Annotated in this window: 25 protein-coding genes; 3 read left to right on the top strand and 22 right to left on the bottom strand. The window is 55.8% G+C overall.

Features of this window, described 5'->3' with window-relative positions; genetic code table 11:
- Positions 1–86 precede the first annotated feature (86 nt).
- The 20 genes from AC2TF6_RS11980 to AC2TF6_RS11885 all read right to left on the bottom strand — a co-directional run bounded on the left by AC2TF6_RS11980 (position 87) and on the right by AC2TF6_RS11885 (position 19,965).
- A complete protein-coding gene (locus tag AC2TF6_RS11980) occupies positions 87–1,136 on the bottom strand; it encodes a lytic polysaccharide monooxygenase (protein WP_491311187.1) in 1,050 nt (349 codons plus the stop codon).
- Between the two features lie 519 nt (positions 1,137–1,655).
- Positions 1,656–2,729: a glycosyltransferase WbsX family protein gene (locus AC2TF6_RS11975; RefSeq protein WP_491311186.1), complete on the bottom strand. Its 1,074-nt coding sequence runs from the start codon at positions 2,727–2,729 to the stop codon at positions 1,656–1,658.
- Between the two features lie 52 nt (positions 2,730–2,781).
- Positions 2,782–3,867 (bottom strand): glycosyltransferase family protein, encoded by a 1,086-nt coding sequence (locus tag AC2TF6_RS11970; RefSeq protein WP_491311185.1) that lies wholly within the window; start codon positions 3,865–3,867, stop codon positions 2,782–2,784.
- Between the two features lie 456 nt (positions 3,868–4,323).
- On the bottom strand, positions 4,324–5,940 hold the full coding sequence (locus AC2TF6_RS11965) for a basic secretory protein-like protein (protein WP_491311184.1): 1,617 nt from the start codon (positions 5,938–5,940) through the stop codon (positions 4,324–4,326).
- Between the two features lie 265 nt (positions 5,941–6,205).
- On the bottom strand, positions 6,206–7,564 hold the full coding sequence (locus tag AC2TF6_RS11960) for an LLM class flavin-dependent oxidoreductase (RefSeq protein ID WP_491311183.1): 1,359 nt from the start codon (positions 7,562–7,564) through the stop codon (positions 6,206–6,208).
- Between the two features lie 34 nt (positions 7,565–7,598).
- Positions 7,599–8,459, bottom strand: a complete 861-nt coding sequence (locus tag AC2TF6_RS11955; RefSeq protein ID WP_491311182.1) for an ABC transporter permease — start codon at positions 8,457–8,459, stop codon at positions 7,599–7,601.
- 2 nt (positions 8,460–8,461) lie between these two features.
- Positions 8,462–9,319 carry an ABC transporter permease gene (locus AC2TF6_RS11950; RefSeq protein WP_491311181.1) on the bottom strand — a complete coding sequence of 286 codons (858 nt, stop codon included), beginning with the start codon at positions 9,317–9,319 and terminating at the stop codon, positions 8,462–8,464.
- A 23-nt stretch (positions 9,320–9,342) separates the two neighbouring features.
- On the bottom strand, positions 9,343–10,362 hold the full coding sequence (locus tag AC2TF6_RS11945; protein WP_491311180.1) for an aliphatic sulfonate ABC transporter substrate-binding protein: 1,020 nt from the start codon (positions 10,360–10,362) through the stop codon (positions 9,343–9,345).
- A gap of 297 nt (positions 10,363–10,659) precedes the next feature.
- Positions 10,660–11,256 carry a TetR/AcrR family transcriptional regulator gene (locus AC2TF6_RS11940; protein ID WP_491311179.1) on the bottom strand — a complete coding sequence of 199 codons (597 nt, stop codon included), beginning with the start codon at positions 11,254–11,256 and terminating at the stop codon, positions 10,660–10,662.
- 169 nt (positions 11,257–11,425) lie between these two features.
- A complete protein-coding gene (locus AC2TF6_RS11935; protein ID WP_491311178.1) occupies positions 11,426–12,313 on the bottom strand; it encodes a transporter substrate-binding domain-containing protein in 888 nt (295 codons plus the stop codon).
- Entirely contained in the window at positions 12,310–13,077 is a 768-nt protein-coding gene (locus AC2TF6_RS11930; RefSeq protein ID WP_491311177.1) for an amino acid ABC transporter ATP-binding protein, read from the bottom strand. Before AC2TF6_RS11930 ends, AC2TF6_RS11935 begins: the two co-directional genes overlap by 4 nt.
- 29 nt (positions 13,078–13,106) lie before the next feature.
- Positions 13,107–13,775, bottom strand: a complete 669-nt coding sequence (locus tag AC2TF6_RS11925) for an amino acid ABC transporter permease (protein ID WP_491311176.1) — start codon at positions 13,773–13,775, stop codon at positions 13,107–13,109.
- Positions 13,756–14,421, bottom strand: a complete 666-nt coding sequence (locus AC2TF6_RS11920) for an amino acid ABC transporter permease (protein ID WP_491311175.1) — start codon at positions 14,419–14,421, stop codon at positions 13,756–13,758. Before AC2TF6_RS11920 ends, AC2TF6_RS11925 begins: the two co-directional genes overlap by 20 nt.
- Before the next feature lie 264 nt (positions 14,422–14,685).
- Entirely contained in the window at positions 14,686–15,087 is a 402-nt protein-coding gene (locus AC2TF6_RS11915) for a GNAT family N-acetyltransferase (RefSeq protein WP_491311174.1), read from the bottom strand.
- A 24-nt stretch (positions 15,088–15,111) separates the two neighbouring features.
- Positions 15,112–15,450 (bottom strand): VOC family protein, encoded by a 339-nt coding sequence (locus AC2TF6_RS11910; protein ID WP_452531366.1) that lies wholly within the window; start codon positions 15,448–15,450, stop codon positions 15,112–15,114.
- Between the two features lie 52 nt (positions 15,451–15,502).
- Positions 15,503–16,123 (bottom strand): SRPBCC family protein, encoded by a 621-nt coding sequence (locus tag AC2TF6_RS11905; protein WP_491311173.1) that lies wholly within the window; start codon positions 16,121–16,123, stop codon positions 15,503–15,505.
- A gap of 18 nt (positions 16,124–16,141) precedes the next feature.
- Positions 16,142–17,803 carry an amidase gene (locus AC2TF6_RS11900; protein WP_491311172.1) on the bottom strand — a complete coding sequence of 554 codons (1,662 nt, stop codon included), beginning with the start codon at positions 17,801–17,803 and terminating at the stop codon, positions 16,142–16,144.
- Between the two features lie 5 nt (positions 17,804–17,808).
- Positions 17,809–18,375: a helix-turn-helix transcriptional regulator gene (locus AC2TF6_RS11895; protein WP_491311171.1), complete on the bottom strand. Its 567-nt coding sequence runs from the start codon at positions 18,373–18,375 to the stop codon at positions 17,809–17,811.
- Between the two features lie 190 nt (positions 18,376–18,565).
- The gene (locus tag AC2TF6_RS11890; RefSeq protein ID WP_491311170.1) at positions 18,566–19,204 is read right to left on the bottom strand and encodes a cupin domain-containing protein; all 639 of its coding nucleotides are present in this window, start codon (positions 19,202–19,204) and stop codon (positions 18,566–18,568) included.
- Positions 19,205–19,350: 146 nt separating this feature from the next.
- Complete coding sequence (locus tag AC2TF6_RS11885; protein ID WP_491311169.1) at positions 19,351–19,965, bottom strand: TVP38/TMEM64 family protein; 615 nt, start codon at positions 19,963–19,965, stop codon at positions 19,351–19,353.
- A 241-nt stretch (positions 19,966–20,206) separates the two neighbouring features.
- Here AC2TF6_RS11885 and AC2TF6_RS11880 point away from each other — a divergent pair, with 241 nt between their 5' ends.
- Both AC2TF6_RS11880 and AC2TF6_RS11875 read left to right on the top strand, forming a co-directional pair.
- Positions 20,207–20,368 (top strand): hypothetical protein, encoded by a 162-nt coding sequence (locus tag AC2TF6_RS11880; RefSeq protein ID WP_491311168.1) that lies wholly within the window; start codon positions 20,207–20,209, stop codon positions 20,366–20,368.
- Between the two features lie 36 nt (positions 20,369–20,404).
- Positions 20,405–20,593, top strand: coding sequence for a hypothetical protein (locus AC2TF6_RS11875; RefSeq protein WP_491311167.1), 189 nt, complete (start codon positions 20,405–20,407; stop codon positions 20,591–20,593).
- A gap of 169 nt (positions 20,594–20,762) precedes the next feature.
- On the opposite strand, the gene AC2TF6_RS11870 is transcribed toward AC2TF6_RS11875, so the two are convergent.
- The gene (locus tag AC2TF6_RS11870; RefSeq protein ID WP_491311166.1) at positions 20,763–23,969 is read right to left on the bottom strand and encodes a bifunctional cytochrome P450/NADPH--P450 reductase; all 3,207 of its coding nucleotides are present in this window, start codon (positions 23,967–23,969) and stop codon (positions 20,763–20,765) included.
- Between the two features lie 340 nt (positions 23,970–24,309).
- Between AC2TF6_RS11870 and dhaS the strand changes: the two genes are divergently transcribed.
- The gene (dhaS, locus tag AC2TF6_RS11865; RefSeq protein WP_491311165.1) at positions 24,310–24,894 is read left to right on the top strand and encodes a dihydroxyacetone kinase transcriptional activator DhaS; all 585 of its coding nucleotides are present in this window, start codon (positions 24,310–24,312) and stop codon (positions 24,892–24,894) included.
- 71 nt (positions 24,895–24,965) lie between these two features.
- Here dhaS and AC2TF6_RS11860 read toward each other — a convergent pair whose 3' ends face one another.
- Complete coding sequence (locus AC2TF6_RS11860; protein ID WP_491311164.1) at positions 24,966–26,195, bottom strand: MFS transporter; 1,230 nt, start codon at positions 26,193–26,195, stop codon at positions 24,966–24,968.

Raw genomic sequence — 26,195 nt, 5'->3', positions numbered from 1 at the left:
CAATCCTCTTAAGGTGCCGCATGCACAAAAAAGATGACTCCCGAATATTCGGAAGTCATCCTGGGACTAACGGTCAGCGGCGGCTGTTATGGAATCACTTTCCATACGCTGGAGTTGCTGCCGGGTGTTTCGCCCTGCGTCCACCATTTGGCTTCGTAGTTGACGCCGTTGTACGTCACCTTGCTTCCGCCCGTATAAGCGGTCGAAGCGTTCCAGACCGGATAAGTCGTGCCAACGCTTGTCGTGAAGCTGACGGTGTTGCTGGCAGCCGATACATTGCCCGCAGCGTCAACGGCTTTGACCGTGATGGCGTAGGCCGTATTGGCCGTCAGACCCGTCAGGTTGAAGCTGAGCGCTCCGCTGGTCGTGCCGATTTGAGTGGAACCGTTGTAGATCCGGTAGCCGGCTACACCGACATTGTCGGAAGACGCCGTCCAGGATACGGTTGCGCTTGTAGCGGCAACATTCGAAGCCGTCAGGCCTGTTGGTGCCGTCGGAGCTGACGTGTCGGGAGTTTCCGGAGATCCGCCGAAGTTCACGTCGATTACGTTGTAGAAAGCGTTGGCCGTATCGGCGATTTCCCAAACGGCAAGGATTACTTGATAGCCCGTTCTGCTCGGAACGTTACACGTGTCGGAGTACGAACCGGAAGGTTGTCCCTTGTACGGTACGTTGCAGAAAGGCGTCAGGTCGAAGGAAGCGCGGCTCAGAGGCGCATTCGGGTTCCAGTCCTGCTTCGTGATGTAGTATTTCCAAGCGGACGTCGCATGCGGAACTTTCAGCGTCCAGTTGAAAGTCGTCGGACCCGGGCTGAGGTTTACTTTGGTCCAGCGCGTGGACGACTGCTCATCGAGCGGTGCGAACTGGCCGTTCGCGCTTGCGATTTTACCGTCGGCAGGTCCCGCGGCGGGGAAGCCTTTAAGCGCTTCGAGGCTGTAAGGCTCGTAAATAATCAGACCGCAATTTTTGTTCACTCCACTGGCGCAAAGAGCGGCACGGCTGGACGGGTTACTGACATACCCGTGAGCGGAAGCTTTATTTTCCAGCAGAAGAAGCATGGCGATGGACAGCATGAGCATAATAGCTCCGGCCGCAAGCATCTTGATCATCCCTTGATAGGGCAAACGAATGGTCACTATAAATTCCTCCTTTTAGTGGGCGATGAAAATGAAAGCGTTTTAACAAATGCCGGCGCTGGAGCCGGGTCTACCATTAAGTACAAGTGGGCAGCGGCAAAGATTATTCCTGCGGATACCCCTGCATCCTCCTCCTTTCACAGGATCGCGGCTGGCTGCAAACAAAGCTAACCGCCTCTTTCCTCTTCGCGACAGCGTGCGTAAGCGATTTCATAAACAGCCGGATAGTAAGCTGCATGGCCACAGCCATCCGGCTAGAACGTGGAACCAGGCGCACACGGTCGAAAATACAACTCATATTATACCTCATATTACAAATTATACAAGAACATGATACAACTGTTTGTTTTCTTTTAATAACGACATAATAACGGTTATTTTCTCCCCATCTAAAAAAGACACACCCGCAGAAAACGGATGTGCTTTGTAACGCCTTTCGGTTGCCAGCAAGAGGAACACGCGTATAAGGGAATCACGCCTGCCGCCGGAGCAGGCGAAGCGCCGGGAGGCCGCAGCCGGTCAGAGGTTCCCGTAAGAAGCCGCGCTGTTAAGTTCCAGGGCCGCTTTAACGGCCTCCAGAACCTGATAGCCGTACTTCGTGTCCGGCTCCAGATATGCTCCCTCCGCCCACTCGTTCCAGGCGTTGATAAACAGAAATTCGCTGCCGAAAGTCTCCCTGGCTCTTGCGATTTGCCGGGACAAGTACCAGCCGAATTTCTGCGGAGTCATGCCCAGAGTGCTCTGGCCGTCAACTCCTTTCCGGGGCGTATTATCCCAGTTGACGAAAGCGCCGGGATAAACCACTTCGCCGTCCCTGTGCGGCGTGCGCCCCAGGATGTTTGTCCATGTCCGGTCGTAGTCAACGGCCAGATGCCCCTTTCCCATGACCGGGATTTGCAGCCAGGGCGGATGTAGGCTGCCGTGGGCGAATGTGTAATGCGGTTCGAACTCCACGCTGGCGTCGAATTCGTGCTGCGTGCCGACGGGGAAACCGCCGAGCGTCCGCACCAGATGAAGCCCCTCCAAGCCGTTGAGGCGCGCCAGGTTTCTCCAGTGGCTGAGCATGGCTTCGCACTTCGGAATGCTCGCGGGCCTGTAAATCAAGAGGACCGGCTTGCCGTCGACGCGGATGTACCGTTTATCCCTGAATGCATCCAGGAGCGCATAAAAGTGCAGACTCCAGTCTTCTTCGTTCCCGTAATCCTGGGGCATCAGCACATCCGACTCCATGCCGTCCCATCTCCGCGTCCAAGGCTCGTTGACCCAGGACAGGCAGAAAGGAAAATCCGGCTCCCCGCTCGCCAGTATATGCTGAACGGGCTTCTCAAGCAGCCGCTTTCCTTTAAACCAGTAATGGGAATAGCAAAATCCGTAAATGCCGTAGTCCCGGGCTGTCCGGGCCTGCCACTGCCTTGCTCGCGGATCGGTCAGGTCATAATAATAATCGTTCAGAGGGGCTCTGGGCTGACTGTGGTGCCTGTATAACGCAACGGACTTTTTTACGTTCGTCCACTCCGTGAAGCCTTTCCCCCACCAGCGGTCGTTCTCCTCAATCCGATGAAACTGGGGCAGTAAAAAGGCAATGAGCTTCAACGCCTATCCCTCCTTGTTGAATAAGAACACACCCCGGATGTCCTCCGCCGGTTCAGCCGAATACAAGGTCCAGCAGTTGTATACCTTTTTGAAGAAAAGAATGATTGTACTTGTTGTCGGCCAGAGCTTTCGAAGCGGCGAGCCGCCGGTGATCGACGTTTTCCCGGTAGTACAGAAATTTATCCGCAAACTCATCCGGCGTCCGAAAGGTGATCCAGTCCCCCGCTTCCAAAAAAGGCGTCAATTCGGAGTGCTGCTGGATGAGCTGAAACGCACCGCAGGCCGCCACTTCCAGCGTCTGCACGAGGGAACCGCTGCAGTTGATCACGATGCGGGCTCCGTTGTAATAAGGCGCCAAATCTTCATCCGGCGGAATAATAATCAGAGAGGGGAACGTTTCCCAGCCTCTTCCGCATACCCTAACCTTCTCATCGGCCGGCAAGTCCGAAAAGGCGAACGAATACAGAATGCTTTCGGGCTCGGCGTGACCGATCAGCAGTAGATCGGATTTATAGCGGTCCTCGACCGGTCTCGGAAAATACACGCCGGTATCGGAGGCGTAGGGCAGACAGCGGCAGTTTCGGCACTGCAACGCCCGGTAAACGGGGATGTGGGCCATTTTCTGAGTAAGGATATAATCGAACAAAGTAACCGTCCGCGAATCCAAATCGAACGGCTTCTCTTTATCGGACAGCCAAAGCACCTTACGAACCGGTGTGTTTTTCAAGGCGTCCGTACTTTCATCGGAGAACGGCCCATCCCCGCCTATAATCAGAATCAGGTCAAGGTCCGGCCGTTTTAGTTGCTCCGCCAGAGGCTGGGTGCATTTGATTGTCGTCACATTTCTCACCAGATGCCTCAAGTGCTCTTCAAGCAGTATCTCGTTCGGTGCTCCCGGCATAGGGTGGTCGCGTGCCACAAGAAGCAGGTTCATCCGCTTGTAAGGCCGTTTTTTAGTGATCTTCGGGCTCTGGACATCCCGGTGCAGCGGCAACTCGTTCCGAGTACCGGGCCGGTTAACGGACATCGTGTGTTTGACCGGCTGAAGCTTCTTGTTCAACGGTTTTTTCACTTCATTTAAAATCCATTTGTTTTGCTCCTGTTTGGAAGGGGATTTCTTCTTGATCGTTTTTTTCATGCTGCTCCTCATTTCCGCATAGTCCTCGGATAGCGACAACGTCCGTTTCAAGGGGGCTTTTAAGCTAGCATATGCACAGGTAAAATAATTTGATTTAGTGTGTTTATCCCAAATTGATAGGCCGTTTTAACAAAAAAAAGCTCATTTCGGTGATTTAGGCGCTTTTTCGGCCGAAAATGTGTCAACAGATCATATCTTCTTGATAGTTGTCCTCATAGAATGAGATATACCAATTGAAAGAGAGTGTGATAGATCTGCCGACATTCGATAACGTACGGGTGACAGGCAGTCAATCGGACAGGATCTTCAGGTGAGCGGCATCCAGAAAGCTTAAAAACCGGTGGTCCGTTCCCGCCCTGCCCTTCCCGGCTGTTAGGATCTGAGCTACCCCGGTTTCCTCAAAAAAAGAAAGGCTGCCGGTTTCCGGCAGCCTTTACCTATGAATCCCATCGGCGATTAGTTAGGGAGTGTCGCCTGATACTCTGTCCAAAGCGTATTAACGTTCGTGCCCGTTAGCTCCTGGATTTTGCCTTCTGTCCAGTCCTGTCCGTCGAACGGAGTCAGGCTTGCATTCAGCTGCCGGATAAATCCGGGCTTTTTCGTGTCCTCGATCCAGCGGAAGAAATTGCCCGTCGTGCCGTAACCGTCCTGCCACGTTCCCCCCTTGGTCATGCTGTAACGGTCATGATAGCCGACTGCGAAGCGGATCGTATCCGCCAGACCCTCGACCATGTAGCTGACACCGCCGACGCTTTTGTCGGCATACCGGTTATCATCGTACTGGTAGCAGTGAGTCAGCTCGTGGTACAGTACGCCGAGAATTTCATCGCGCACCGATTTGTTCGGATCGTTCGCGATATCGCGCAGAAACCGGGAACTGAAACCGACCGTTTTCTGGAGATGGTCGCCCGACGCCCAAGCCACTCCGGGAACGTCTTCGATCGTGACCTTGATTTTCTGCACGCCGCCCAGCAGCTCGCCGGGATTGTTGTACAGCAGCTCGTTTACTTTGCGCACGATAACCCGGATATCGTCCGTCGCGGTAGGCAATGCCTGGTCGAACAGTTGACCGTTGCCTGCGGCGTCAAGATTCTGCACCTCGATTACCGGGTTCACCGCATGCCACATGTCGTCCTTGCGCGAGAATTCAACTTCGGACAGCTGCAGGATGCCCCCGCTGTGGTTTTGGAGATTATTCAGACGGTAATACTGGTAAGCGGTGTTGTTGCCGTTCAGAACGTAATGATTCCGCTGATGCCGGAGTCTGAACGATTCATTGCTCTTGGTATCCAGGCTTGTCCAGTTGGCGTTATCGTTAGAGCCCTGAAGCACCCAGCTTTTAGGATCGCGTTCGGCAAAGTCATTGGCGGCCGTCAGCGCGTAGCCGTCGATCGTAACCGGTTTGCCGAAATCGAACTTCAGCCAGCCCGTGGCATTGAATGTCAGCCATTTGGTCACGCTGGTTCCGTCTACCAGATTATCTTTGCCTTCGTTAGGCGTATTTTCAGCGCTGGCCGTAACGGTCGGCTTGATCGTGGTCCAGGTATCGACGGAGCCGTCGAATAATTTGATTTCCGAGATCTGGAGGATTCCGCCCGACTGGTTTGTAATGCTGTCGAATTTAAAATATTTAAAAGAGGACGTGTTCGCAAACGAGTAGGATTTTGTCTGATTACGGTATGTAAAAGCTTCATTTTGCCGGGTATCGAGTACGGTCCACGTCGATCCGTCATTGGAGCCTTTGAGCACCCAGCTTTTCGGGTCTCTTTCGGGAAAATCTTCGGCGGCCGTAATCGAGTAAGAGGTGACCGTCTTCGCGGTGTCGAGTTTGACTTGAATCCAGCCTGTGGAACTGAACGTAAGCCATTTTGAATAAAGAGACTGGTCGAATGCGCTTTCCTTGGTCTGGGTCGGCGCATATTCGCCGCTTGCCGTTACGGAGCCTCCCGCCGCCACATTTTTGGGGGTAGTCGTAGACGTCGTTTGAGCCGCCTCTGCCGTGGGTACGTCGAAACCGCCGATCAAGCTCAGTCCCAGAAAAGCCGCTGCCGTCAGGTAAGTCAATTTTTTCATGGTTTTCTCCCATCCTTCTCTCTCGTTTTGGTCAAAGCGAAATCCGTAGTTCACCGCTTCCGCCGGCAAACTTTTCTATCACCTCTCTAGCAAAATGGGTGGATTCCCTTTCATCTTAACAGAAATATGTAATTTTTATCTATTGAGGTTTTTAATGCCTTTTATAGAAGAACCTGATTTTATGCCAATTTAAAAGCCGTTTCCCGCAAAGGAAACGGCTTACAGGGAGGATCGCCGTCAAATCCGCCGGAATGCGGCTCTCTCCCTAAACGTTCACGCCGACCTCCGCCGAACCGCGTCTGCTGAAATGCCCTGCTTCGGCCCGTTCGAGGCCCAAGTGATCCCGCAGCGTGGTTCCGCTGTATTCCGTACGGAAAAGGCCTCTGCGCTGAAGAATCGGAACCACCTCGTCGGTAAATGTCTCCAGGTCTCCCGGCAGGACCGGCCCCATGACATTGAACCCGTCGCATGCTTTCTCCCGGAACCACTGTTCCATGAGATCCGCAAGCTGCTCCGATGTGCCAACGAATTGCAAGTGTCCCCGGGCGCCCAGAATCCTCTGCCCCAGCTCCCGGATGGAAAGCCCCTCGGAACGGGCGGTATCCATAATAAGCTGGACGCGGCTTTTCATCCCGTTGGACTTCTCCACCGGATCGGGAATATCGGGCAGCGGTCCGTCCGGCGGGTAAGCCGACAGATCGTGGCTGACCATGCCGGACAGGGCCATGACGGCCAGCTCGGTCGGGATAAGATCCATCAGCTCCCGCTCTTTGCGCCGGGCTTCTTCCACTGTCGATCCGAGAATCGGCGATATTCCCGGCATAATTTTGAGGCTGCCCGGCTTTCTGCCTGCTCCCGACAGCCTACCGTTGACGGCGGCATAGAACGCTTTGGCCGCCTCCAGAGACTGCTGGGCGGTGAAAATCACCTCGCCGTAACGGGAAGCGAACTCCTGTCCCTGCGGGGACGAGCCCGCCTGGATCAGGACAGGATTACCCTGCGGAGGGCGGGGAACATTCAGCGGTCCTTTGCTGGAGAACCATTTTCCCCGGTAATCGACCGCCTTCACCTTGCCGGGATCGGCATAGATACCCGCTTCCCGGTCGAGCACTAGCGCGTCATCGTCCCAGCTGTCCCAAAGCCGGGTGACCGCTTCGACGAATTCCTCGGCCATCTCGTAGCGAAGCGCATGATCGGGGTGCTTCGGCAGGCCGTAGTTGTGGGCTTCGATATCGAGCTGGGAGGTCACGATGTTCCAGCCCGCCCGCCCCTTGCTGATATAATCGAGCGACGCGAACTTCCGGGCCACATTGTAAGGATGATTGTAGGTCGTGGATACGGTCGCCGTAAGGCCGATCCGTGTCGTAACGGCGGCCAGAGCCGACAGCAGCGTTATGGGGTCCAGCATGCCCGAGGCCGCCATATCCACATGCTGCACATACAACAAATCCGCGAAAAAAATCATGTCGAACTTGCCGCGTTCGGCCGTTTCGGCAATGGAGCGGTACAGGTCGAAATCGTACATCCCCTCCACCCCGGATTCCGGGTGGCGCCAGCCCGCATGATGATGGCCGGCATAATAAATGAAAGCTCCCAGATGGAGCTGGTCCGTGCGTTTAGACATTCGCATTCAACCTCCTCTAATTCAAATGTTCCGGTCAACCCTTGAACGTATCCCGCCAGCCCAGCCAACGTTTCTCCAGAGCGTGGACCGCGAGGTCCGATAAAGAACCGACGCACGCGAACAGGATAATCCCGACGAATACGATATCCGTATTCGAATACGTCCGGGCATCCTCGATCATGTATCCGATGCCCGCGCTCGTTCCCATCAGTTCGGCGAAAACGAGTACGAGCCACGAAACGCCCATGGCCAGACGCAGACCCAGCAAAATGTGGGGCAGCGCGGAAGGGATAATGAGTTTCCTCAGCTGCTGGCTGCGCGAATACTGCAAAATGCGGGTCACCTCGTAGAGTTTGGAATCCACACCCCGGATTCCCGTGAACGTATTGAGGTAGACCGGGAAAAATGCGGCCAGCGAAATCATCAGAATTTTGCTGAATTCCCCGATTCCGAACCACAGAATAAACAGCGGAATCAGCGCAAGCAGCGGTACCGTCCTCAGCATCTGGAGCGAAGGGTCCAGCGTCCGTTCCATCATTTTGCCGATTCCGGTGAATAGCCCGGTCAGAAGTCCGGTAAGCGCCCCAAGCAGGAAACCGCTTGCGGCCCGGACGAAGCTGACGCCGATATGCCGCAGCAGCTCGCCGCTCAGGCCTAGCTCGGCGAAGCGCCGGGCAATGTCCGAAGGCGTCGGCAGCTGCTCCTTGCCGACCAGTCCGCTCATACCGGCCGCCTGCCATACCGCCAGCAGGACGAACGGGACAAGCAGGCCGTGCGTCCAGGACGGAAACACTCCGAGCCAGCCCAAGTCGTTGGCCGTCCTGTCGTAGGCGTTCGGAGCCGTTTTGCCCGAGAACGTTTTGGCAGAGCCTTTTGCGGATACGGATTTCGCCATGCTTATCCCCCCTCCCCGCGGAAGCTGTCTCTCCAGCGGAGCAGCCTGCGCTCGGCCAGAAGCACAAGCGAGTCGGACAGCTTGCCTATCACCGCGAACACGATAATCCCGACGAACATAACCGTCGTGAGCGACATGGACCGGGCATCGTTGATCATAAAACCGATGCCTGTGCTGGAGCCCATCATCTCGGCGACGACCAGCCCCAGCCATGCGACGCCGAGCGACAACCGGGTTCCGAGCAGGATGTTAGGCAGGGAAGCGGGCAGAAACAGCTTGGCGATCATCTGAAAGCGACTGAACTCAAGCACCCGGGCGACATCGAACATTTTATTGTCCACAGAACGTATGCCCAGGAAGGTTTGAATGTAAAGCGGAAAAAAAGAACCTTTGGCAATCAGCAGGAGCTTGGATTCCTCCCCGAAGCCGAACCAGAGAATGAACAACGGCGCGATCGCCAGATGCGGCAGCGTGCGCAGCATTTGCAGCGTGGGATTCAGCAGTCTTTCCGCCTTGTGTGAAAATCCGACCCACAGCCCGGCCGCAAGTCCGAGGCCCCCTCCCAGCAGAAAACCGCACAGTACTCTCCATGCCGAGACTCCGAGGTTGCGGAACAGTTCCCCGCTTAGCAGCATCGCCCCGAATTCGCCGAGTATATCGGACGGGGTCGGCAGCAGGATGGGATTCAGCCACCCGGCGGAACCGGCGATCTGCCATCCTACAAGCAGACTAAGGGGAAGCAAAAGTCCGGTGAGCCGGTTAACCGCAAGAAGAGATTTCTTGTGTGATTTTCCGACCCCCGGCGTACTGCCGAACCGCTTGCCGTCCATAAGTTTGTTTCGGGTACTCGCCGAAAGCATGTGCAGCGCCTCTCTTTCGGATCTTATTTGGCCGCAGAGGCCGCTTTAAGGGCCGCTTCGATAAAGGTGTTGTTTACGGCGTCCGCCACTTTGATCTTCTTGCGGATCGTTCCGGCCGACTCCTGAAAATCGGCCGTTTTCTGAAGCTCCGCAGCCGTAGCCTCACTGACCGGAATATTGATCGATTTCGAACGTGTCAGCATGCCGCCGACGACCGCTTCCGGGATTTTGTAATCCGCCGCATACCGTTTCAGAGCTTCCGCGGAGTTCTGTTCTTCCCACAGCCTCGCCTTCTCAAGAACGGACAAATAGACGGTGGCAAGCTCCGGGTATTTATCCGCGATCTCTTTGCGCACGATGACAAAAGACGGGGCCAGAACGCCCAAAGTCTCGCCTTCGGCCAGCACTTTTCCTTTTCCCGTCAAGATGTTGACGGTAATATACGGATCCCAGGCCGCCCAGGCATCAACCTTGCCGGAATCGAAGGCGGGCTGAGCTTCGTTTGGCTGCAGCTGGATAACCTGAACGTCCGCAGGGTTAACTCCGGCATCGTGCAATCCCCGGGTCAGCAAATTATAAGCGTTGCTGCCCTTCGTAACGGCAACCTTCTTGCCCTTCAAATCCCGGATGTCCTTGAGCGGGCTGTCCGCCGGTACGATAATGGCCGTATTCCGCTTGCCGTCGAGTATCTGGGAAATAATTTCGAACTTGATTCCGGCCGATTGGGCGGCGATGACCGGCATATTGCCGAGGGAAGCGAAATCCAGTTTGTCCGAGGCCATCGCTTCCGTCATGGGCGGACCGCTTTGAAATTCCGCCCATTCGACTTTTACGCCAAGCGGTTCGTAGGCTTTCTCGAACCATTTCTCTTCCCTCGCTTTGGCGTACATGCCCCCGCTTCCCTGGACGCCCAGCTTCAGGGTAAGCCCCTTATAATCCGGCTTGCCTCCGTTTGCGAACGGGGACGTATCGTCTTTCTTGGCGCAGCCGGCCGCGATCAGAACCGTTGCAAGCAGAAGCAGCGCCGTTGTCCATGTTTTCATATCCGTATCTCTCCTCCGTATGTAGTTCAAATTTACGCTCGATGCCAAAAAAACAACAAAACCGATCTTTTTAATTGGTTTTGAGAAATAAAAAATGGCCGCAGGACTATAAGCAGGTTCGTTCCCCGCTTGTTTGCCTACCGCCAATCTCCAGCTGTCTGGTCGAATGCGTTAAAAGGTCTGGATTCGGTTTTTCGTTTCACAACCTGAATATTCATTCGGTTTGTTATCAGCATTCTATCAGGCTGAAAAGAAGATTGTCAATACTTTTTTCCTATCGGATAAATCGGAATTGAATCAAGCTTCAAAAAACCGGATCAGCGCGTCTACCTCAATGGATACGGGGATTTCAAAACCCGGCGCCCTCTGCAGGGTCAGACCTTGAATCAGACTCACATAATAAAAAGCCAGCTGCAGCGGATCTCCGGCCCTAATATCCCCCCGGCCTTGTCCATCCTCCATAATGCGCGCGATCGGCTGAAGATTGGCCGTAAACCGGTCCGTAACGGCCTGCCTGATCTCCACGGGCACGGTTTCGGTCGTCCGGGCGCTCTGCAGCATGATCGTGTAGGCCCAATTGATCGGATTGGCAAGCCAGCCCACGGCGAATTCGTGCAGCTTGACCAGCGGCGGCATCGTTTGCTCATCGGCGAGCTCCGCCGCTCTCTTTCCGTAATCGAGCTGTCCGCGTTTTAACACGTCGGCGAAAATCTCGTCTTTGGAGCTGAAATAATGGTACATCGTGCCGATGCTGATGCCGGCCGCCTTTGCGATATCGCTGATGCTCGCGGCTCCGAACCCTTTTGAAGAAATAACCGTTATGGCGGAATCCAGAATGAGCTGAATCCGTTCTTCTCTGACGCGTAAATCCCGTTCCGTATTTCTCGGCGACACCCGGTTCCCTCCTTATGGACTGCTCCGTATTTACTGGCTTCCCTGCGTCTATGATAATCAACCTGACCTCAAAAGCCAAGACTAACGGATCGCACAGGCTCATCGGACGTTAAAAAAAGCATCCCTTCTCCCTAGTCCGGAAGAGGGGGATGCTTTGCAATTGCACCGCTTACAGTTTGCCGCCTTCTGTAATGACGTCGTTCGGATCGGTAGCGGAGCCGAGCTCCTCTTTGACGTACTTGTCGTAAAGCTGCAGCAGGAACTTCTCCTGCCCGAGCGTCTCCAACTCCTTATTCACCCAATTCCGGAGCTCGGTATTCCCTTTCTTGACCGCCGGAGCGATCGGCGCTTCTTTCTCCAGCTTCTCCGGGATAAGCGTGAAGCCGGGATTCTGGCGGGACCAGGCGAAGAGAACGAAGTTATCCTGGGCGTAGCCGTCTCCGCGCCCGTCTTTCAGCGCTTGCAGGGATTCGGTATTTCTCTCGTACTTTACCAGCTCTACGTCCGGGCGGTTTTTGGTCAGAAACAGATCGGCTGTCGTGCCCTTCGTGACGATGATTTTTTTGCCCTTCAGATCGGCCAGCGTCTTAAGCCCGCTTTTGTCGGACACGAGCACCTGCGTCGCCACTTTCATTGTGGGATTCGTAAAATCCACCGCTTCCTTGCGCTCGTCGGTCACCGTCATATTCGCCACGATGAGGTCCACCTTGTCGCTTTGCAGAAACGGGATGCGGCTGGCGGGCTCGACCGTCACGAACTCGATCTTCGATTCGTCCCCCAGCAGATCCTTGGCGAAACGCTTGGCCAGATCGCTGTCGAAGCCGATCTTGTTCCCTTTGTCGTCGGTAAAGCCGAACGGGGGCTTGTCCGTGAATACGCCTACGATCAGCTTGCCCCGGTCTTTGATTTTCTGGATGCTTCCCCCGCCGCTTTCTCCGGCCGATGCGGGTTTGGCTCCGCTTCCCGAAGCGTCTTTCGAATCTTTGGCGGCTCCGCAAGCGGCCAATACGCCCGCAAGCAGGACGACCGTTACCCATACAGCTATTGTTTTTCTCATGCTTCTTCTCTCCCTTTTCCGGTCTCCATTTCGAAAAACTGATTTAGAAATTGCTTGGCGCGGCCGCTTTGGGGACGGCTGAAAAATGTATCCGGCGGCGCGATTTCGCGAATTTCGCCTTCGTCCATAAAAACGATCCGGTCGGCAACCGCGCGGGCGAATCTCATTTCGTGAGTCACGATCAGCATGGTCATGCCCTCCCGGGCCAAGTCCAGCATTACCTCCAGCACTTCTTTCACCATCTCGGGATCGAGCGCCGCCGTTACTTCGTCGAACAGCATCACCTCGGGCCGCATGCAAAGCGCCCGGACGATAGCGATCCGCTGCTGCTGTCCGCCCGATAGCTGACGGGGATAAGCGTTCTTTTTATCCAGCAGGCCGACGCGTGCCAGCAGCTTCTCCGCATCCGCGGCCGCTTCGCGCCGGCTCCGTTTTTGTACTTTGAGCGGTCCCAGCAAAATGTTATCGAGCACCGTCATATGCGGGAACAGATGATAGCTCTGAAAAACCATGCCGATTTTCTGCCGGATCGCCCGCCACGGCACTTTCCCGGCGTTCAGGTCTTCCCCTTTGAACAAAAGGGCGCCGCCCTGTATCGGTTCGAGCCCGTTCAAACACCGGAGCAGCGTGCTTTTGCCGCATCCGCTGGGGCCCAGAATGACGACGACTTCCCCGGGTGCCACGTCCAGATCGATCCGCTTGAGCACCCGGTGCCCGTCGAACGATTTCTCTACTTGTCTAAGCTGCAGAAGCGCTTCCCCCATAAGAACCTCCTTTCCGGCCGTTCAGCAGGCTAGTCGGCCCATCTTCTTTCCAGTCTGCGCGAGAACACAGACAGCGGGTAGCATAAGGCAAAATACAACAGAGCCATGAGGCCGTAAATAACGACGGAGGCGTAAGAAAGCGTGTAATGGCGTTCAATGATCTGCTGACCCGATTTGATCAGTTCCGGCACACCCACCAGCACCGTCAGAGAACTTGTCATGACAATCCGCGTAAAGACGTTGATGGCCGGCGGCACCATACGCCTCACCGCCTGCGGGATAAGCACGTAAACCAGCAGCTGCGGTCCGCTCAGTCCCAAGGATTTTCCGGCCTCCGTCTGCCCTTTGGGAAGAGATTGCAGGGCTCCCCGGACGATTTCCCCGATTTCGGTCATCCCCCACAGCGACAGGACAAGCAGGGCCGAAGCGAATGCGGGAAGATGAATGTCGAACAGGATCGGCAGACCGAAGAAAAAGAAAAACAGCCAGACCAGGATCGGAACGCTCCGGACCAGCTCCAGAATCGTCCCGGACAGCAGACGCGCGAGAAGCAGGCGCGAAGTTCTCAGCAGCCCGAAACCGATTCCTCCGGCCACGCTGAACACAATGGTCAGAAGCGAGATTCGCAGCGTCGCCCACAACCCTTCCGCAAGCTGAGGCAGGCTCCCGACGAGAAGCTCATAAGCCGAAAGCGCCATGCCGGAACCTCCTTTCCAGATAACCCAGCAGAAAGGACAGAGGCAGAAAAATAACGAGATAACAGAGCGTCATCATCAGAAGCATCTCGTACGTTTTGTAATAGAGCGAAATATAACTCGTCGTCGTATAAAGCAGCTCCGGTACCGCAATCGCCGACACGACCGTCGTTTCTTTAAGCAGGAAAATAAAGTTCGCGAATAACGACGGGATGGAAATCCGCAGCGCCTGCGGCAGGATGACATACCGGAACAGCTGCCATTTCGAAAGCCCGATGGCAAGCCCCGATTCCGACTGCGACTTCTCAACGGCCTCTATGCCCGAACGGAACACCTCCGTAAAATATCCGCCGCCCAGGAAGGTCATCGCAATAAAAACCGTCGTCATCGCGGACAGTTTAATCCCCAGCTGGGGCAGGGCGAAATACAGAAAAAACAACTGGATAAGCAGCGGTGTGTTTCTCGCCAATTCAATATGCAGCCGGACGGCCCAGGTCAGGGGACGGATGCGAAAATACAGAATAAACGAATGAATGACCGCTACGAAAAGGGAAAAAAAGATGGCGATGCCCCCGATTCTGAGCGTTTCCCCTCCGGCTCGCACAAACTCGGGCAGATGCTTCCACATAAAGTCCGTATCGAGATGCACAATTCCCCTCCTACTGTTATACACTACTATTCTTACCCGATAACAAGGTTTAAAGGCAGCCTTGTACCGGATCGGAATTTCCTCCCACCTCCTGTGCAAACAAAAAAACAGCCGCGCGGCTATCACCTGATGGGTCCGCCTAAGGCTGTCTGGATAGGAAAAAATCATGCTGTTCAACCCCGCACGGAGCAGGACGATGCCGTTATTTCCATATCTTATAACATATTTTTCCAAGCTGTCAACTTGGTTTTATTCCACTTCTCTTTAAACCAATTCGGAAATATAGAGCGGAACGGTTCCCTGCTCCGCCCGGAACCCAAGCGAACGGTAAAAGGATTCCGCTTCCGCGTAGGAAATCAGCACTTTCGTTTTGTATTCCCTGTACTTGCCGAGAATCTCGGTCATCAGCTCTTTGCCGATCCCGTGGTTCTGGTAATCCGGCCTCACCAGCATGTAATGAAAATACGCCGTCATTACGCCGTCGGAAAGAGCGTTAACCAGCCCGACCAGCTTATCGCCGTGCCATGCCGTCACGACCGAGTGGGAATTCAGAATCGCCTGATGCAGCTCTTCAGGGTGTTTTCCCGATTCCCAGTCTACGGACAGGAACAGCTCCTGGAGCTCGTCTATATTGATTTCGTTGGAATGACTGTAGCGGATGTCCAATTTGATGAATCCTCCTTGACGGTTTCAGCTCAGCACCTCGACGACAAAGCCGCCCGGGGCTTTTACATAAAATGTCCAGCCGTGCATTCTTTGAGGCGGTTCCACGTCGAACCCGTCCTCTTTCAGACGCCGGTTGATCTCGTTTACCTTCTCTTCGCTTTCCTGGATAAAACCGATGTGAAACGTTTTCGGATAGCTGACTTCCGCGCCTTTCATCAGGGTCAGGACCGCTCCGTTGTCATCGGACAATACGGCGAACGCGCTGCCGCGCGTACTCCGCGTTGTCAAACCGAAATACGTTTCCAGAAAAGCCTGGGACGCCGGGACGTCCGTAACCGTCAAATTAAGATGGTTCAGCTTCATCTTCCGCACCGCCTTTGAACAGATTTGGAATGCGTCATCCGTTCTCTATAGTTTACACCCTTTTGTGTTCTCCCGCACCCAATTCCTGGATACTATTCAGCACGGACTCCCACTCCCGTCTCATCATTTCCCGCATATACACATCGTCCAGCATTTCCTGATGAATGGAAATCGTGGTCCCTCCCGACTTTGCGGCCGTCAAAGTAATTTGAAGACGCGAGGGGTTCGGCCATTCTTTACGCTTCCAGGTCATCCGGAGCTTTCGAAACGGATCGACCACGGTAAGTTTCCCCGCAATGCCTTCGGCGGAAGCGAATTCCGCCCCTTTCTCCAAAGGAAACGCGGACACGCTTCCGATCCACAACGCTAATCCTTCCCTCGAAGTCAGATAGTTCCAGACTTGCGGAGCGGATATCGCAACCGTTTTTCTTACCCCGATCTGAACGCCGGCGTCCTTAGTCACACCGACGGGAGTCCTTCCCAAAAAGGGAGCGTACATGGCAGCCAGCCATTCTCCCCACTCGCCTGAAACGCCGTAACAGCCGCAAATGTGATCCCTGATCTCCTCATGCGACCAAAGCTCGTTCACGGAACGCTGGAGCTTGACGACCCATTCTTCCCAGGTAATCCCCGTTTCCTTCCGAACGTTTTCTTCAAAAAGTGTTCCGGGCATACTCGTTCCTCCTGACAGTTATTTATCGGCAATCGGCAAAGGAGCCGCCGCAAGTTTTCCCGCCGGATAATCCGGACGGTCCCGGAAAAGCTTCTCCAGCATATCCATCACGGCAATCACCCGGTCTTCCCGCCAGGGCGCGGCCGCGACCTGGACACCGACAGGCAGCCCGGCGCTGTTCAGGTCCGCTTGCGCAGCGGCCTGGACCAGTCTGTCCCGGCTTCGGACGGCCCGCATTGCAGCCGCTTCCTCCACCCGCACCTGACTGAGGCTGATGACCCCTGCAGGCATGCCGAGATAATTGTACAATAACGCATAAGAGCCCTCGTACGTCATTGCGAGAGAATGATCGTGCGGGATTGCGGGCGTAAGGAAGGGCGGCGACAGCAGGACGTCGACCTGCTGCCGCTCCATCTCCGCCGCGAACTTTTCACGGTAGGCTTGGCGGAGCTCCGCGGCTTTCCCGAGATCCTCTCGGGTTTTGCGCCCGAGGTAAGGAAGAATGTGCGTGCCGGCGATTTTCTGTCCCGCACCCCGCAGAAGCAGCGCCAGGATGCGGTTGGCCGTCCGCGAACGCCCGAAGGAGCGGCGTGTGCCCTCCACCTGCGGGACAAGCGCATCCGCGTCTGCCGTCTCCGCGATGCCTTCCGCCCCGGCGGCCGACATCAGCGCGTAGAACTGATGCAGCGCCAAATCCGGCTCCGGCAGGCGGAACGGCTTCACGGTCACGCCGCGGGCACGCAGCGCTTCCGCGGCGTCCAGGACCGTCCGCTCCACGGCGGGAGACGGCGGCAGAATGCCGTCCGACGTGTAGAAGCCGATCCGCAGTCCCGCCGGATCGGCTTCCCCGGGACGCTGCAGGGGATGCGCCTGCAGCGTCTCCGGCGCGGCGAGCACCTCCATGGCGAGCGCGAGGTCTTCGACCTTCCGCGCCAGCGGGCCGGTGCTCGCCATCTCCGCCGCCTCGCGGCAGATGTGCGCGATGCCGGCCGGCGGGCGCGAGGCCACCCGGCCTGGCGTCGGCTTCAGCCCGTGGACGCCGCAGAAGTGCGCCGGCGTACGGATGGAGCCGCCGACATCCGTGCCGAGACCGAGCGGCGATCCGCCCGCTGCGATAAGGGCGGCTTCACCGCCGCTGCTTCCGCCGCACGAACGACCGGCGGGGTTCCACGGGCTGCTTGTGCGCCCGTATACCGGGTTCACGGTTTCGCAGCCCATGAGCAGCTGCATCGCATTCGTCTTCGCCAGGACGATCGCTCCGGCCCGGCGGAGAGCGGCGACGGCCGGATCGTCCTCAGAAGCAGGCGCCGTGCGTCCCGTCAGCCCCCACGTTGACGGGGTTCCCGCCGCGTCAAGGGATTCCTTGACGCTGACCGGCACTCCGTGCAGAGGACCGAGCGGTTCTCCCGAAGCGGTCCGCCGGTCCGCTTCGGCCGCTGCCCGGCGCGCTTCCTCGAACAGCGGGACGGCAACCGCTCCGATCAGCGGCTGGATCTGTCCGATCCGGGCAATATGCGCCTCCACAAGCTCGCTCGACGTCCATCTGCCTGCTTTAATTCCGCGGGCCATTTCCGCGGCGCCGAGCTCCGGCAGCTTTACGCAAGAAGCGTGCGATTCAGCTTCCGCGCTGCCTGTGGCGGAAAAGGCGAGTGTATCCGGGCTTTTTGCAGCCATATTCATAGGATTCACGCCTTCTCCTTTCTGCCGGGTTTCTCTTGGGCACCGGAACCTCCAGCGGACTGTTTCGTCAGTTCCTCGTCTATCCAGCGGAGGGAAAACTCAATCTGGGCAATACCCATCTCCAGCGTTTTCAGACGAAACGCATCGCTGTCCGGATCATTCCAAGCTCCCTGCCGCATATGAAGAAGGCCTTCTCTCGTATGTGCAAGCCTCGCCCGTTCCTCCAGCAGCCAGCCTTGTATCTGATCCGCAGCGGCATACCTGCCGAAAAAATAACGGACGAGCAGATCCGATTTCTGCACACCGGGCGACAACGGAGACTTCAAATAGTCCGCAAACGACTGCCGTCCTTTCTCCGTAATGCGGACTATATTTTTGGAAGGTTTGCCCTCCTGGACGACGACTTCCTTCTCAATGAGTGCCTCCCTTTCCATCCGCCTGAGCGCCGGGTAAATTCCGCTGAAAGTCGCTCCGAAGAAATGGGCGACCGACTCGTCGAACCGCTTTTTCAGCTCATAGCCGGTCATCGCTTCCCCGTAAATAAAACCCAAAATCACTTGTTCGATATTCATAGGAATGAACCGCCTCATTTATATTATCATTGATAATATGATTATAGGTCATATATTACCCTATATTTTTCCACCTGTAAATGGGGGTGTACTCCCTGTCTCCGAATTTCCGCTTACAAAAAAAAGCCTCCCGCTCTGGAAAGAGTGCGGAAAGCTTTTAGACGAACGGCGGCCTCCGGGGCCGAAATACCTAGGTTTTCTTTTTTTCGTTAAGATAAGGCTGACCCGGAGTGGCCGGTTTTCCCGGTTCGCTGTGCACAGGAACCGCCGGTCCGATACGGACCGACTCCGTAATCGGCGCGAAGGCTTTGCCGGCAAGAGCGGCATTGACATTATAGGCGTTCTGCAGCACTTCCGGCGGAGTCAGCCGCAGGATATCGGAGCCGTGCACCGTCTCGGGCTGCTCGTGATTGAAGAACGCATGAAGATGCACCTTCTCGGAAACCGGCGTAATCCAGTGCCACCAGCCTGCGGGAACAAAAACGACCTGCCCTTCCTTCGCGCGGTAGTTCACCAGTTGGGGGCTGTCGGGGCACATCACCGAAATTTCCGCCTCTCCCGCTACAATGACATGAAGCTCCCACGCGTTCGGATGCCAGTGGGGTTCCCGGATATGTCCCCTGCCGAGCCGCAGATCCGTAAAAGCTCCACCCGTCATAGGCGGAAGCTGCGTTGAGGTGACTTCATACGCCACATTGTCTTCATTGCGCTTAAACAGCACGTTATCGCGTACGTTAAAGGCGAGATTGGGCATGCCGGAACTTTTGTGATGATTCGTCGGGCCGGCCCTATAATCGTATCCGCTCACTAGCCAAGCTCCTCTCTGCATTCCGCATTCCGTTTCCTGCATTCCTTCATACATATGCCGTCAGCCGGAACATTATCCGAAGGCGGAAGAAGGACAAGTTCAACGCAGCAAGCAGCGTGCATAATGAGTTTTCCGCGGTGAGGGGGAAGTTTTCATAGAGTTCTGCCCTATTCCAGCTCCATCGTCTGGCCGGACGAAAACCGCTTCTCTATCTTTTTGCTGACGATCAGCGATACGGCGACGAAAAGGACGACATAGAGCAGTTGGTACGGATTCTCGATATATTTGGCCACATCGTAACCGATATACGAAACGGTGAACACCATGATGCCTTTGCCGATCAGAACCGCCATCAGAAAAGAACGGAGGCGCATGCCGGCCAGTCCCGCCGCTATGTTAATGACCACGAACGGGCCCACGGGAAACAGGCTCAGCAGAAAAACGTAGCTGTAAGCGTTCCGCCGGATCCACTTCGTCGTTCTTGCGATTTTCGGCTTGCGGGCCAGCCTTTCCAGATAAGAATGACCGGCGATCTTGCGGACGATCAGGAAGGTGACGAGACAGCCGCTCACGATCCCGATCCATGAGTAAAGAAAACCGGCCCACAGTCCGTAAACCGCCGCATTTACCCCTACGATGAGCAAAGTCGGCAGGGGCGGGACAAACGATTTCATAAAAGTAAGCAAAATACCCGGAAGCGGACCGAGCGACCGGTATTGTTCCAGCAGATGTTTTAAATGGTCTTCATTTGTTACATAGGACACGATGTCTGAAATATCCATGAATTCCGCTTTTTCCTTTCGGGGGGCATTTGGAAGGTCATTTCCGCTAGCCTAAGCTTACCTTAAAACCCTCGTCTTTCCCACCCTTACTTCCGGGAAAACCAGGAAGCATTTGCATGCCTGCCCGCAGCTGCCTCTCTTTTTTCCGGAGACCGCTTATCCGCTCTGCCATCCGCCGCTTCTCCTATCTCTCATTCTTCATACGCTAGGGATAACTTACCGGATAAGGAGGCCACATCCTGTGGTTCATACGAAAACCAAATCCTATACCTATAAAGTGGGCAAAAACAAGTTTCTGGTCATCCAGATCTTCCAGTCCGCCATCGCCAAAACACACGCCGGAAATGCGCTCGCCAGCAACGCCGTCCATGTGAAAGTGTTTAAAAAAGACAAGAAACGTTAACGGGTCCAGCCTCCGCCCGGAAAGGAGGTGAAAAGCATGTCTAAACACTGGAAGAAACACAAACATGTGAAAGACACGAAAGTGAAATCCACGAAAGTCAAAACGACTCAAAACACGGTAAACGTTAACCAATCGGCCAAGGCTCATACGGGACAAGGCGGCAACGCATTCGCCATCAACGCTTCGGACGTGGGCGTAGTAAGAACCGACGTAGCGGCCAAATAAGGAAGCAGGACCCAGAAGGGTGGCGCTCCGTGCGCCCGCCCTTTCGTTCATGCCCTTTCCGCTTGCCCAAAAGCGGCAGTCAAAAAGCCTCCGCAAGCGGATTTGCCCGCTTACGGAGGCTTGCTGTAATTTTATCTCGGGAAATCCCGTTCAGTTCGAGCGATCACCGTTAAATGCCCGCCCAGACGTCTTTGGCGTAGCGCCCGTCCGTCTGCAAGCCGTCCAGCCACTTCCGGGCTTCGTCCGGGCTTACCTGACGGATATTCGCGTACGCCTGCCGCAGCTGCTCTTCCACGTCCGGCGCCATCCGGCTTCCGTCTCCGCATACATACAGCCGCCCGCCTTGTTCGAGCAGGGCGATCAGCTCCGCCGCATTCTCTTTCATCAGGTGCTGCACGTACGTCTTCGGCGTTCCTTCCTCCCGCGAATACGCGGTGTGCAGCTTGACGATGCCTTCCCGCTCGTACCGCTCCAGCTCCTCGCGGTAAATGTAGTCGCTCTCGCACCGGCAGCCGAAGTACAGGTGCGCTTCCCCCAGCTCCGTTCCTTCCCGCCGCAGCGCGCTGCGGGCCTGCAGGAACCCGCGGAACGGCGCGACGCCCGTGCCGGGACCGACCATGATGACCGGCGTCTTCGGATCGTCCGGCAGCCCGAAGCCCGATTCCGGCGTCCGGACGAACATGACGATCGCATCACCCTCCCGGCGCTCCGCCAGGTAGTTCGACGCCACGCCCCGGTACTCGCCGCGTCCGCTCCATGCCGGTCCCTTCACGACCCCGACCGTGATGCTCGCCTCTTCCGGCTGCACCTGCGGGGCGCTGGAGATCGAGTAGTACCGCGGCTTCAGCGGCGGCAGCAGCTCCAGGAAGCGCTCGAACCCCAGCTCGCACGCTTCGTACCGCTCCAGCAGGTCGAGCATGGACACGCGCTTCTTCCACACCTGCTCGCGGTACGCGTCCTCCTCCAGCAGGGCTTCCAGCTCGCGCTTGTGCGGCGGGCACGCCGTGCAGCCCGCCAGCTCCCGCAGCTGGGCCCGAGTTGCCGCTTCCTGCAGGTCCACGCTGTGGCCCAGTAGATCGTCCAGGCTCACCGGGCGGTCCAGCGGCAGATGGGCGGCGCTTCGTCCGCTTCCGCTCAGAATGAGGTGGTCGCTCCCCTGCAGCCCGAACCGGCGGAGCACACGCGCCACGCTTTCGCGCGAGTTGCGCGGCAGGACGCCCAGGTGATCGCCGACCCGGTAGGTCACGCCTTCGGGCAGCTTCACCTCGATCCGGCGGGTGCTGCGCCCGCTTTCCTCCCGCTGAAGCTCCGTGTTCCCGGCGATGACCGCATGCACGGCATCGTAGGATTCCGCCAGCGGCGTACCGGCGAAGCCGCTCACAAACTGCAGGCTGAGCGAGCTTTTCTCCTTCTCCGAGATCTCGGCGAGCTCCAGGCCCAGCGCCTTCATGACGTCCGGCCACAGCGCTTCGCGCCAGTCTTCCAGTTGCTTCTCGAAATCGCCGCTGGCGTCGCCTTCTCCCCGGCCGGCAAGGCGCTGTCCTCCTTTGGAGGCAAGCAGCTCGTCGGCCCGGCGCGGAACGTCCTGGTACGTGCTCGCCCAGTTATGATCGCCGCAGCCGAACACGGCGAACCGCACGCCGGCGATTTCGCTTGGCTCCGCGCTTTCGAGCCAGTCCATGAAGTCTTTGGCGTTGCTCGGCGGCTTGCCGTTGTAGGAGGCGGTCACGAGGAACAGCGCCCCTTCCTTTGGCAGCTTCCCGGCATAGTCGTTCATGGAAGCGACTTCGGGGCGGAAGCCCTGGTATTTCGCCGCATCGGCCAGTTCTCGCGCAATGCCTTCGGCGGTACCGAGGTTCGAGCCGTACAGCACAAGCAGCGGCGTGTTGTGGGCGTTCACGCTGAGCGGGACGGCTTGTTCTTTGACCCGCTTGTCATCCGCCGCGGAAACCGCAGTCCCCGGAATGGTGACGGAAACGCCTTGCTGGCGCGGCTCCACTTTCATCGTGAAGCCTTCGGGCTTCATCGTCAGCGTTTCTTTTACCTTCAGGACATAATCCGTATGCGGCATAATGTTGAAATGCTTCAAAACCATTCCGAGCACAAGCGTAGCTTCCTGCATGGCAAACTGCTGGCCGATGCAGGCGCGCTGTCCGTTGCCGAACGGCTTGTACGCATCGTAAGGAATTTTACCCGGGTCTTCGAACCGCTCGGGAATGAACGATTCCACGTCATCTCCCCACACGGTCTTGTCCCGGTGAAGCTTCGGAATGAGCACCGTCAGGCTGTCCCCTTTGTGCAGGGGATATTTATCGGCCAGCAGGGTGTCTTCTTTCGCGTAAAGCACGAAAGCAGGAGCCGTCGGCCAAAGCCGCAGCGCTTCGTTCAAGATCATCCGGATGTAGGTAAGCTCGCGGACTTGTGCGTAAGTCGGCACGGGATCGGTCAGAACCCGGTCCACTTCTTCGTACGCTTTCCGGAGCTTGTCGGGATTTTTAAGAAGAAAATATAGGGCGAACGAGAGAAGTCCGCTCGTGGTCTCGTGGCCCGCGATCAGGAACGTAATGATTTGATAGCGAATATTCTCGTCACCCAGGGATTCGCCCGTTTCCGGGTCTTTGCCGTTCAGCATGTGGGACAGCAGGTCATCGATACCTTCCGTTCCCTGGGCCCTTCGTTCGGCAATCAGCTTGTCCACCAAGGAGAACATGGCCTGGATGTCATGGTTGAATTGTCTCTTCGTAATGACCATCAGCTTGTCCTGAAGTCCGAGACGCTGGGTCTGATTCATCGCTTCGTGAAGCGCTCTTACCATGCTTGTAATAAAAGGATGCGGCTGCTCCCGGTAAAAGCTGTTAAACCGGTAGTTGAACCCGCACAATCCGATCGTATCCAGCGTCAGGCGCGTCATATCCTCCGGCACATCAATGATTTCGTCCGCGTTTAGCCGGGACCACTTCTGGATGAGCTGGACCGCAATGTCCGCCATCATGTTGTGGTACCCCTTCATGGCACGCTGGCTGAACGTCGGCAGCAGAATATGATGAGCCTTCTGCCAGTTCGGTTCATCCGTGTGCGCGGTAAACAGCCCGTCTCCCCCAAACGCGCGCACATTCGAAAGAGCGGCTCCGATTTTCTTATCAAAACGGGATTCGTCGCACGCGTCTGCGACCAGCTCGTGGCTGGAGATCAGCAGCTGCGTTCTGCCGGGCATCTCCAGCTTGAAGATGGGACCCAGCTCATCCGCCAGTTTCATCATCGATTGCAGCGGGCTTTCTTTATCAATTAACGGAAGATTGCCGAGCGGCCCGTAGGTTTTGGGCTGCGGAATTAACGGTTCTGATTTAGCCAAGACACTCTCGCCCTCCTTGTTCATGCCATACTGGTACTTACACACCCTCCCTACTATTTGAAAAGAAAGGAACGGCTATCCATTTTTTCTCGCTCTCCAGCGGCTGCCCGCGAAAAAAATTACCACTTGCATGGATGCCTTATGTAATCATTTCCAGTGTAACGCGGAAAACCGCCCCCGCAAAATAGACAATTCCAGCGAATTGTCCAAAAACAAAACACTTTACCGGGATTGTCTATTTATATGATCCGATTTTTCCGTTAACGAACCGCACGTATCCGGTCCTGCATTTTTAAAAAGATCTCAATTCCTTTATACTGGAAAGTGAAAAGTGGAGTGTGGAGAACCATATCGAGGTGACACGATGACCGATTCGCAAACGACCAAAAAAGCGTTGGCCGCATCGCTTAAAAAGCAGATGGAAACGAAACCTTTGGCGAAAATCAGTGTTCAGGATATTTCCTCCGGCAGCGGACTGAACAGACAGACCTTTTATTATCATTTTAAAGACAAATACGACCTGGTTCACTGGATTTACTATTCGGAAGCGGTGGAAAGCGTCGCCGATTACCGCGATTACGGGCACTGGAGCGACATGGCCGTACAAATCCTGCATTATTTGATGAAAAACCGATTGTTCTATATCAACGCGCTCAATACCCCGGGGCAGAACGCGTTTGACAGCTATTTGTTCGAGGCTACCAAGGATATGATCAAACGAGTAGTGGACGACGCTTCCTCCGGCCTTGACGTTTCGGATGCGGACAAATGCTTTATCGCGGAATTTTACACCTTCGCGTTCGTAGGCATCGTCGTCAAATGGGTCAAAACGGGCATGAAGGAACTGCCCGAAACGATGATGAAACGGATCAGCGACCTCGTGGACGGTACGCTGCTCCGTGCGCTCAGCCGACATGCCGGACCGCAGCCGGTTGAAGCCGCGCCTTAACGCCAAAAAGCCTCTCCTTCTAAAAAAGGGGAGGCTTTTTATAGTGCAGGACTGCGTGCGATGCCGTTTGATTAGTCGGTGCTGTCCGCTGCCGCTGCGGCACCTTGGCTCTCCCGGGGAGATTCCGTCCGGCGCAGCATCAACGGAACAAGCAGCAGCGCACCGAGCAAGAAGAGAATTCCGCTTCCGGCATAAACCGTTTGAAGGGACAAAATATCCTTCATAAATCCAGCGGCAGACATGCCGATGACCATAAACCCCATAAACATCGGCGTTAATACGCCTCCCACGCGGCCGATAAAAGCCGCTTCCGTGTTTTTCATCATCATGGTGTTAATTCCGATCATGATGCACGGATAAAACAGCCCATTCACCACCTGGAAAAAGATCGTCAGCGGAACGCTTGTGGACAAGCCGATTCCTATCGTTCCAACGGTGCTGGCGATAAGCCCCGCCGCAAGCAGTGATTGCGGCTGCATTTTTTTCGAGAGTGCCATGACGAAACCCCCGCCTGCCAGCATTGCCATTCCGTTCGCCGCCAGAAGCCATTGCAGAAACAGTTTATCCTGCCCGAGATTTTCGATAGCGATAAACAGCATCAAAGGCTGAATAACACCTACCGCCAAGCCCGAAACGACGAACGTTCCTCCAAGCGTCTTCAATGCACGGCTGTTCCACACGTAACGGAGTCCGTCCTTCATTTCCTGCATGAAATTGCGTTCCGCCTTAGCCGAATTCTCCTGATCGGCCGGTAGTAAAGTAAGAACGGCGGCGGAAGCGATGAAACAAACCCCCATGACCGCAATCGAAATTTCCAGACCGTAGTGCTGGTACACGAATGTCCCGAGAATCGGGCCGAATACCATAAAGATGGCCATTAACGTCTGGAACATCGCCATGACCCCTTGAAGCTGCTCTTCCGGGACATGCTGTTTGAACAGTTTTAATGCGGACGGCTGGGAGAATTGCGACAAAATCGCCGACACCAGCGTCGCGAAAAACAGCGCCTGCCACGAACCGAACATCACGACGAGCAGGACGGCGAATACGGACAACGCCGAGAGAAGATCGCAAACAATCATCGTCCGCTTCGGTTTCCACCGGTCCGCGAACGTTCCGCCGATAATCGCGAAAAGAAAAATCGGAGTAAATTCGGCGACTGAGATCAACGATACAAACTTGGGATTGTTATTCGTTATATCCGTCACATACAGCAGAATGGCAAAATTTCTTACCCAGATGCCAAGCTGGAGCAGAACGTTGGATAAAATAATCGTTCTGACAAAAGTATTTTTAAACAC

The organism is Paenibacillus sp. JNUCC 35 (assembly GCF_058269095.1).
This window is presented reverse-complemented; position numbering and strand designations above follow the sequence as displayed.

What these genes read in the sequence shown, in the direction of transcription:
- AC2TF6_RS11900 (WP_491311172.1), bottom strand. Translation starts at nt 17,803, where the DNA reads ATGAATATGGCTGCAAAAAGCCCGGATACACTCGCCTTTTCCGCCACA.
- AC2TF6_RS11885 (WP_491311169.1), bottom strand. Translation starts at nt 19,965, where the DNA reads ATGGATATTTCAGACATCGTGTCCTATGTAACAAATGAAGACCATTTA.
- AC2TF6_RS11965 (WP_491311184.1), bottom strand. Translation starts at nt 5,940, where the DNA reads ATGAAAAAATTGACTTACCTGACGGCAGCGGCTTTTCTGGGACTGAGC.
- AC2TF6_RS11925 (WP_491311176.1), bottom strand. Translation starts at nt 13,775, where the DNA reads ATGGCGCTTTCGGCTTATGAGCTTCTCGTCGGGAGCCTGCCTCAGCTT.
- dhaS (WP_491311165.1), top strand. Translation starts at nt 24,310, where the DNA reads ATGACCGATTCGCAAACGACCAAAAAAGCGTTGGCCGCATCGCTTAAA.
- AC2TF6_RS11890 (WP_491311170.1), bottom strand. Translation starts at nt 19,204, where the DNA reads ATGCAGAGAGGAGCTTGGCTAGTGAGCGGATACGATTATAGGGCCGGC.
- AC2TF6_RS11960 (WP_491311183.1), bottom strand. Translation starts at nt 7,564, where the DNA reads ATGTCTAAACGCACGGACCAGCTCCATCTGGGAGCTTTCATTTATTAT.
- AC2TF6_RS11970 (WP_491311185.1), bottom strand. Translation starts at nt 3,867, where the DNA reads ATGAAAAAAACGATCAAGAAGAAATCCCCTTCCAAACAGGAGCAAAAC.
- AC2TF6_RS11895 (WP_491311171.1), bottom strand. Translation starts at nt 18,375, where the DNA reads ATGAATATCGAACAAGTGATTTTGGGTTTTATTTACGGGGAAGCGATG.
- AC2TF6_RS11935 (WP_491311178.1), bottom strand. Translation starts at nt 12,313, where the DNA reads ATGAGAAAAACAATAGCTGTATGGGTAACGGTCGTCCTGCTTGCGGGC.
- AC2TF6_RS11905 (WP_491311173.1), bottom strand. Translation starts at nt 16,123, where the DNA reads ATGCCCGGAACACTTTTTGAAGAAAACGTTCGGAAGGAAACGGGGATT.
- AC2TF6_RS11945 (WP_491311180.1), bottom strand. Translation starts at nt 10,362, where the DNA reads ATGAAAACATGGACAACGGCGCTGCTTCTGCTTGCAACGGTTCTGATC.
- AC2TF6_RS11870 (WP_491311166.1), bottom strand. Translation starts at nt 23,969, where the DNA reads ATGAACAAGGAGGGCGAGAGTGTCTTGGCTAAATCAGAACCGTTAATT.
- AC2TF6_RS11930 (WP_491311177.1), bottom strand. Translation starts at nt 13,077, where the DNA reads ATGGGGGAAGCGCTTCTGCAGCTTAGACAAGTAGAGAAATCGTTCGAC.
- AC2TF6_RS11875 (WP_491311167.1), top strand. Translation starts at nt 20,405, where the DNA reads ATGTCTAAACACTGGAAGAAACACAAACATGTGAAAGACACGAAAGTG.
- AC2TF6_RS11950 (WP_491311181.1), bottom strand. Translation starts at nt 9,319, where the DNA reads ATGCTTTCGGCGAGTACCCGAAACAAACTTATGGACGGCAAGCGGTTC.
- AC2TF6_RS11955 (WP_491311182.1), bottom strand. Translation starts at nt 8,459, where the DNA reads ATGGCGAAATCCGTATCCGCAAAAGGCTCTGCCAAAACGTTCTCGGGC.
- AC2TF6_RS11910 (WP_452531366.1), bottom strand. Translation starts at nt 15,450, where the DNA reads ATGAAGCTGAACCATCTTAATTTGACGGTTACGGACGTCCCGGCGTCC.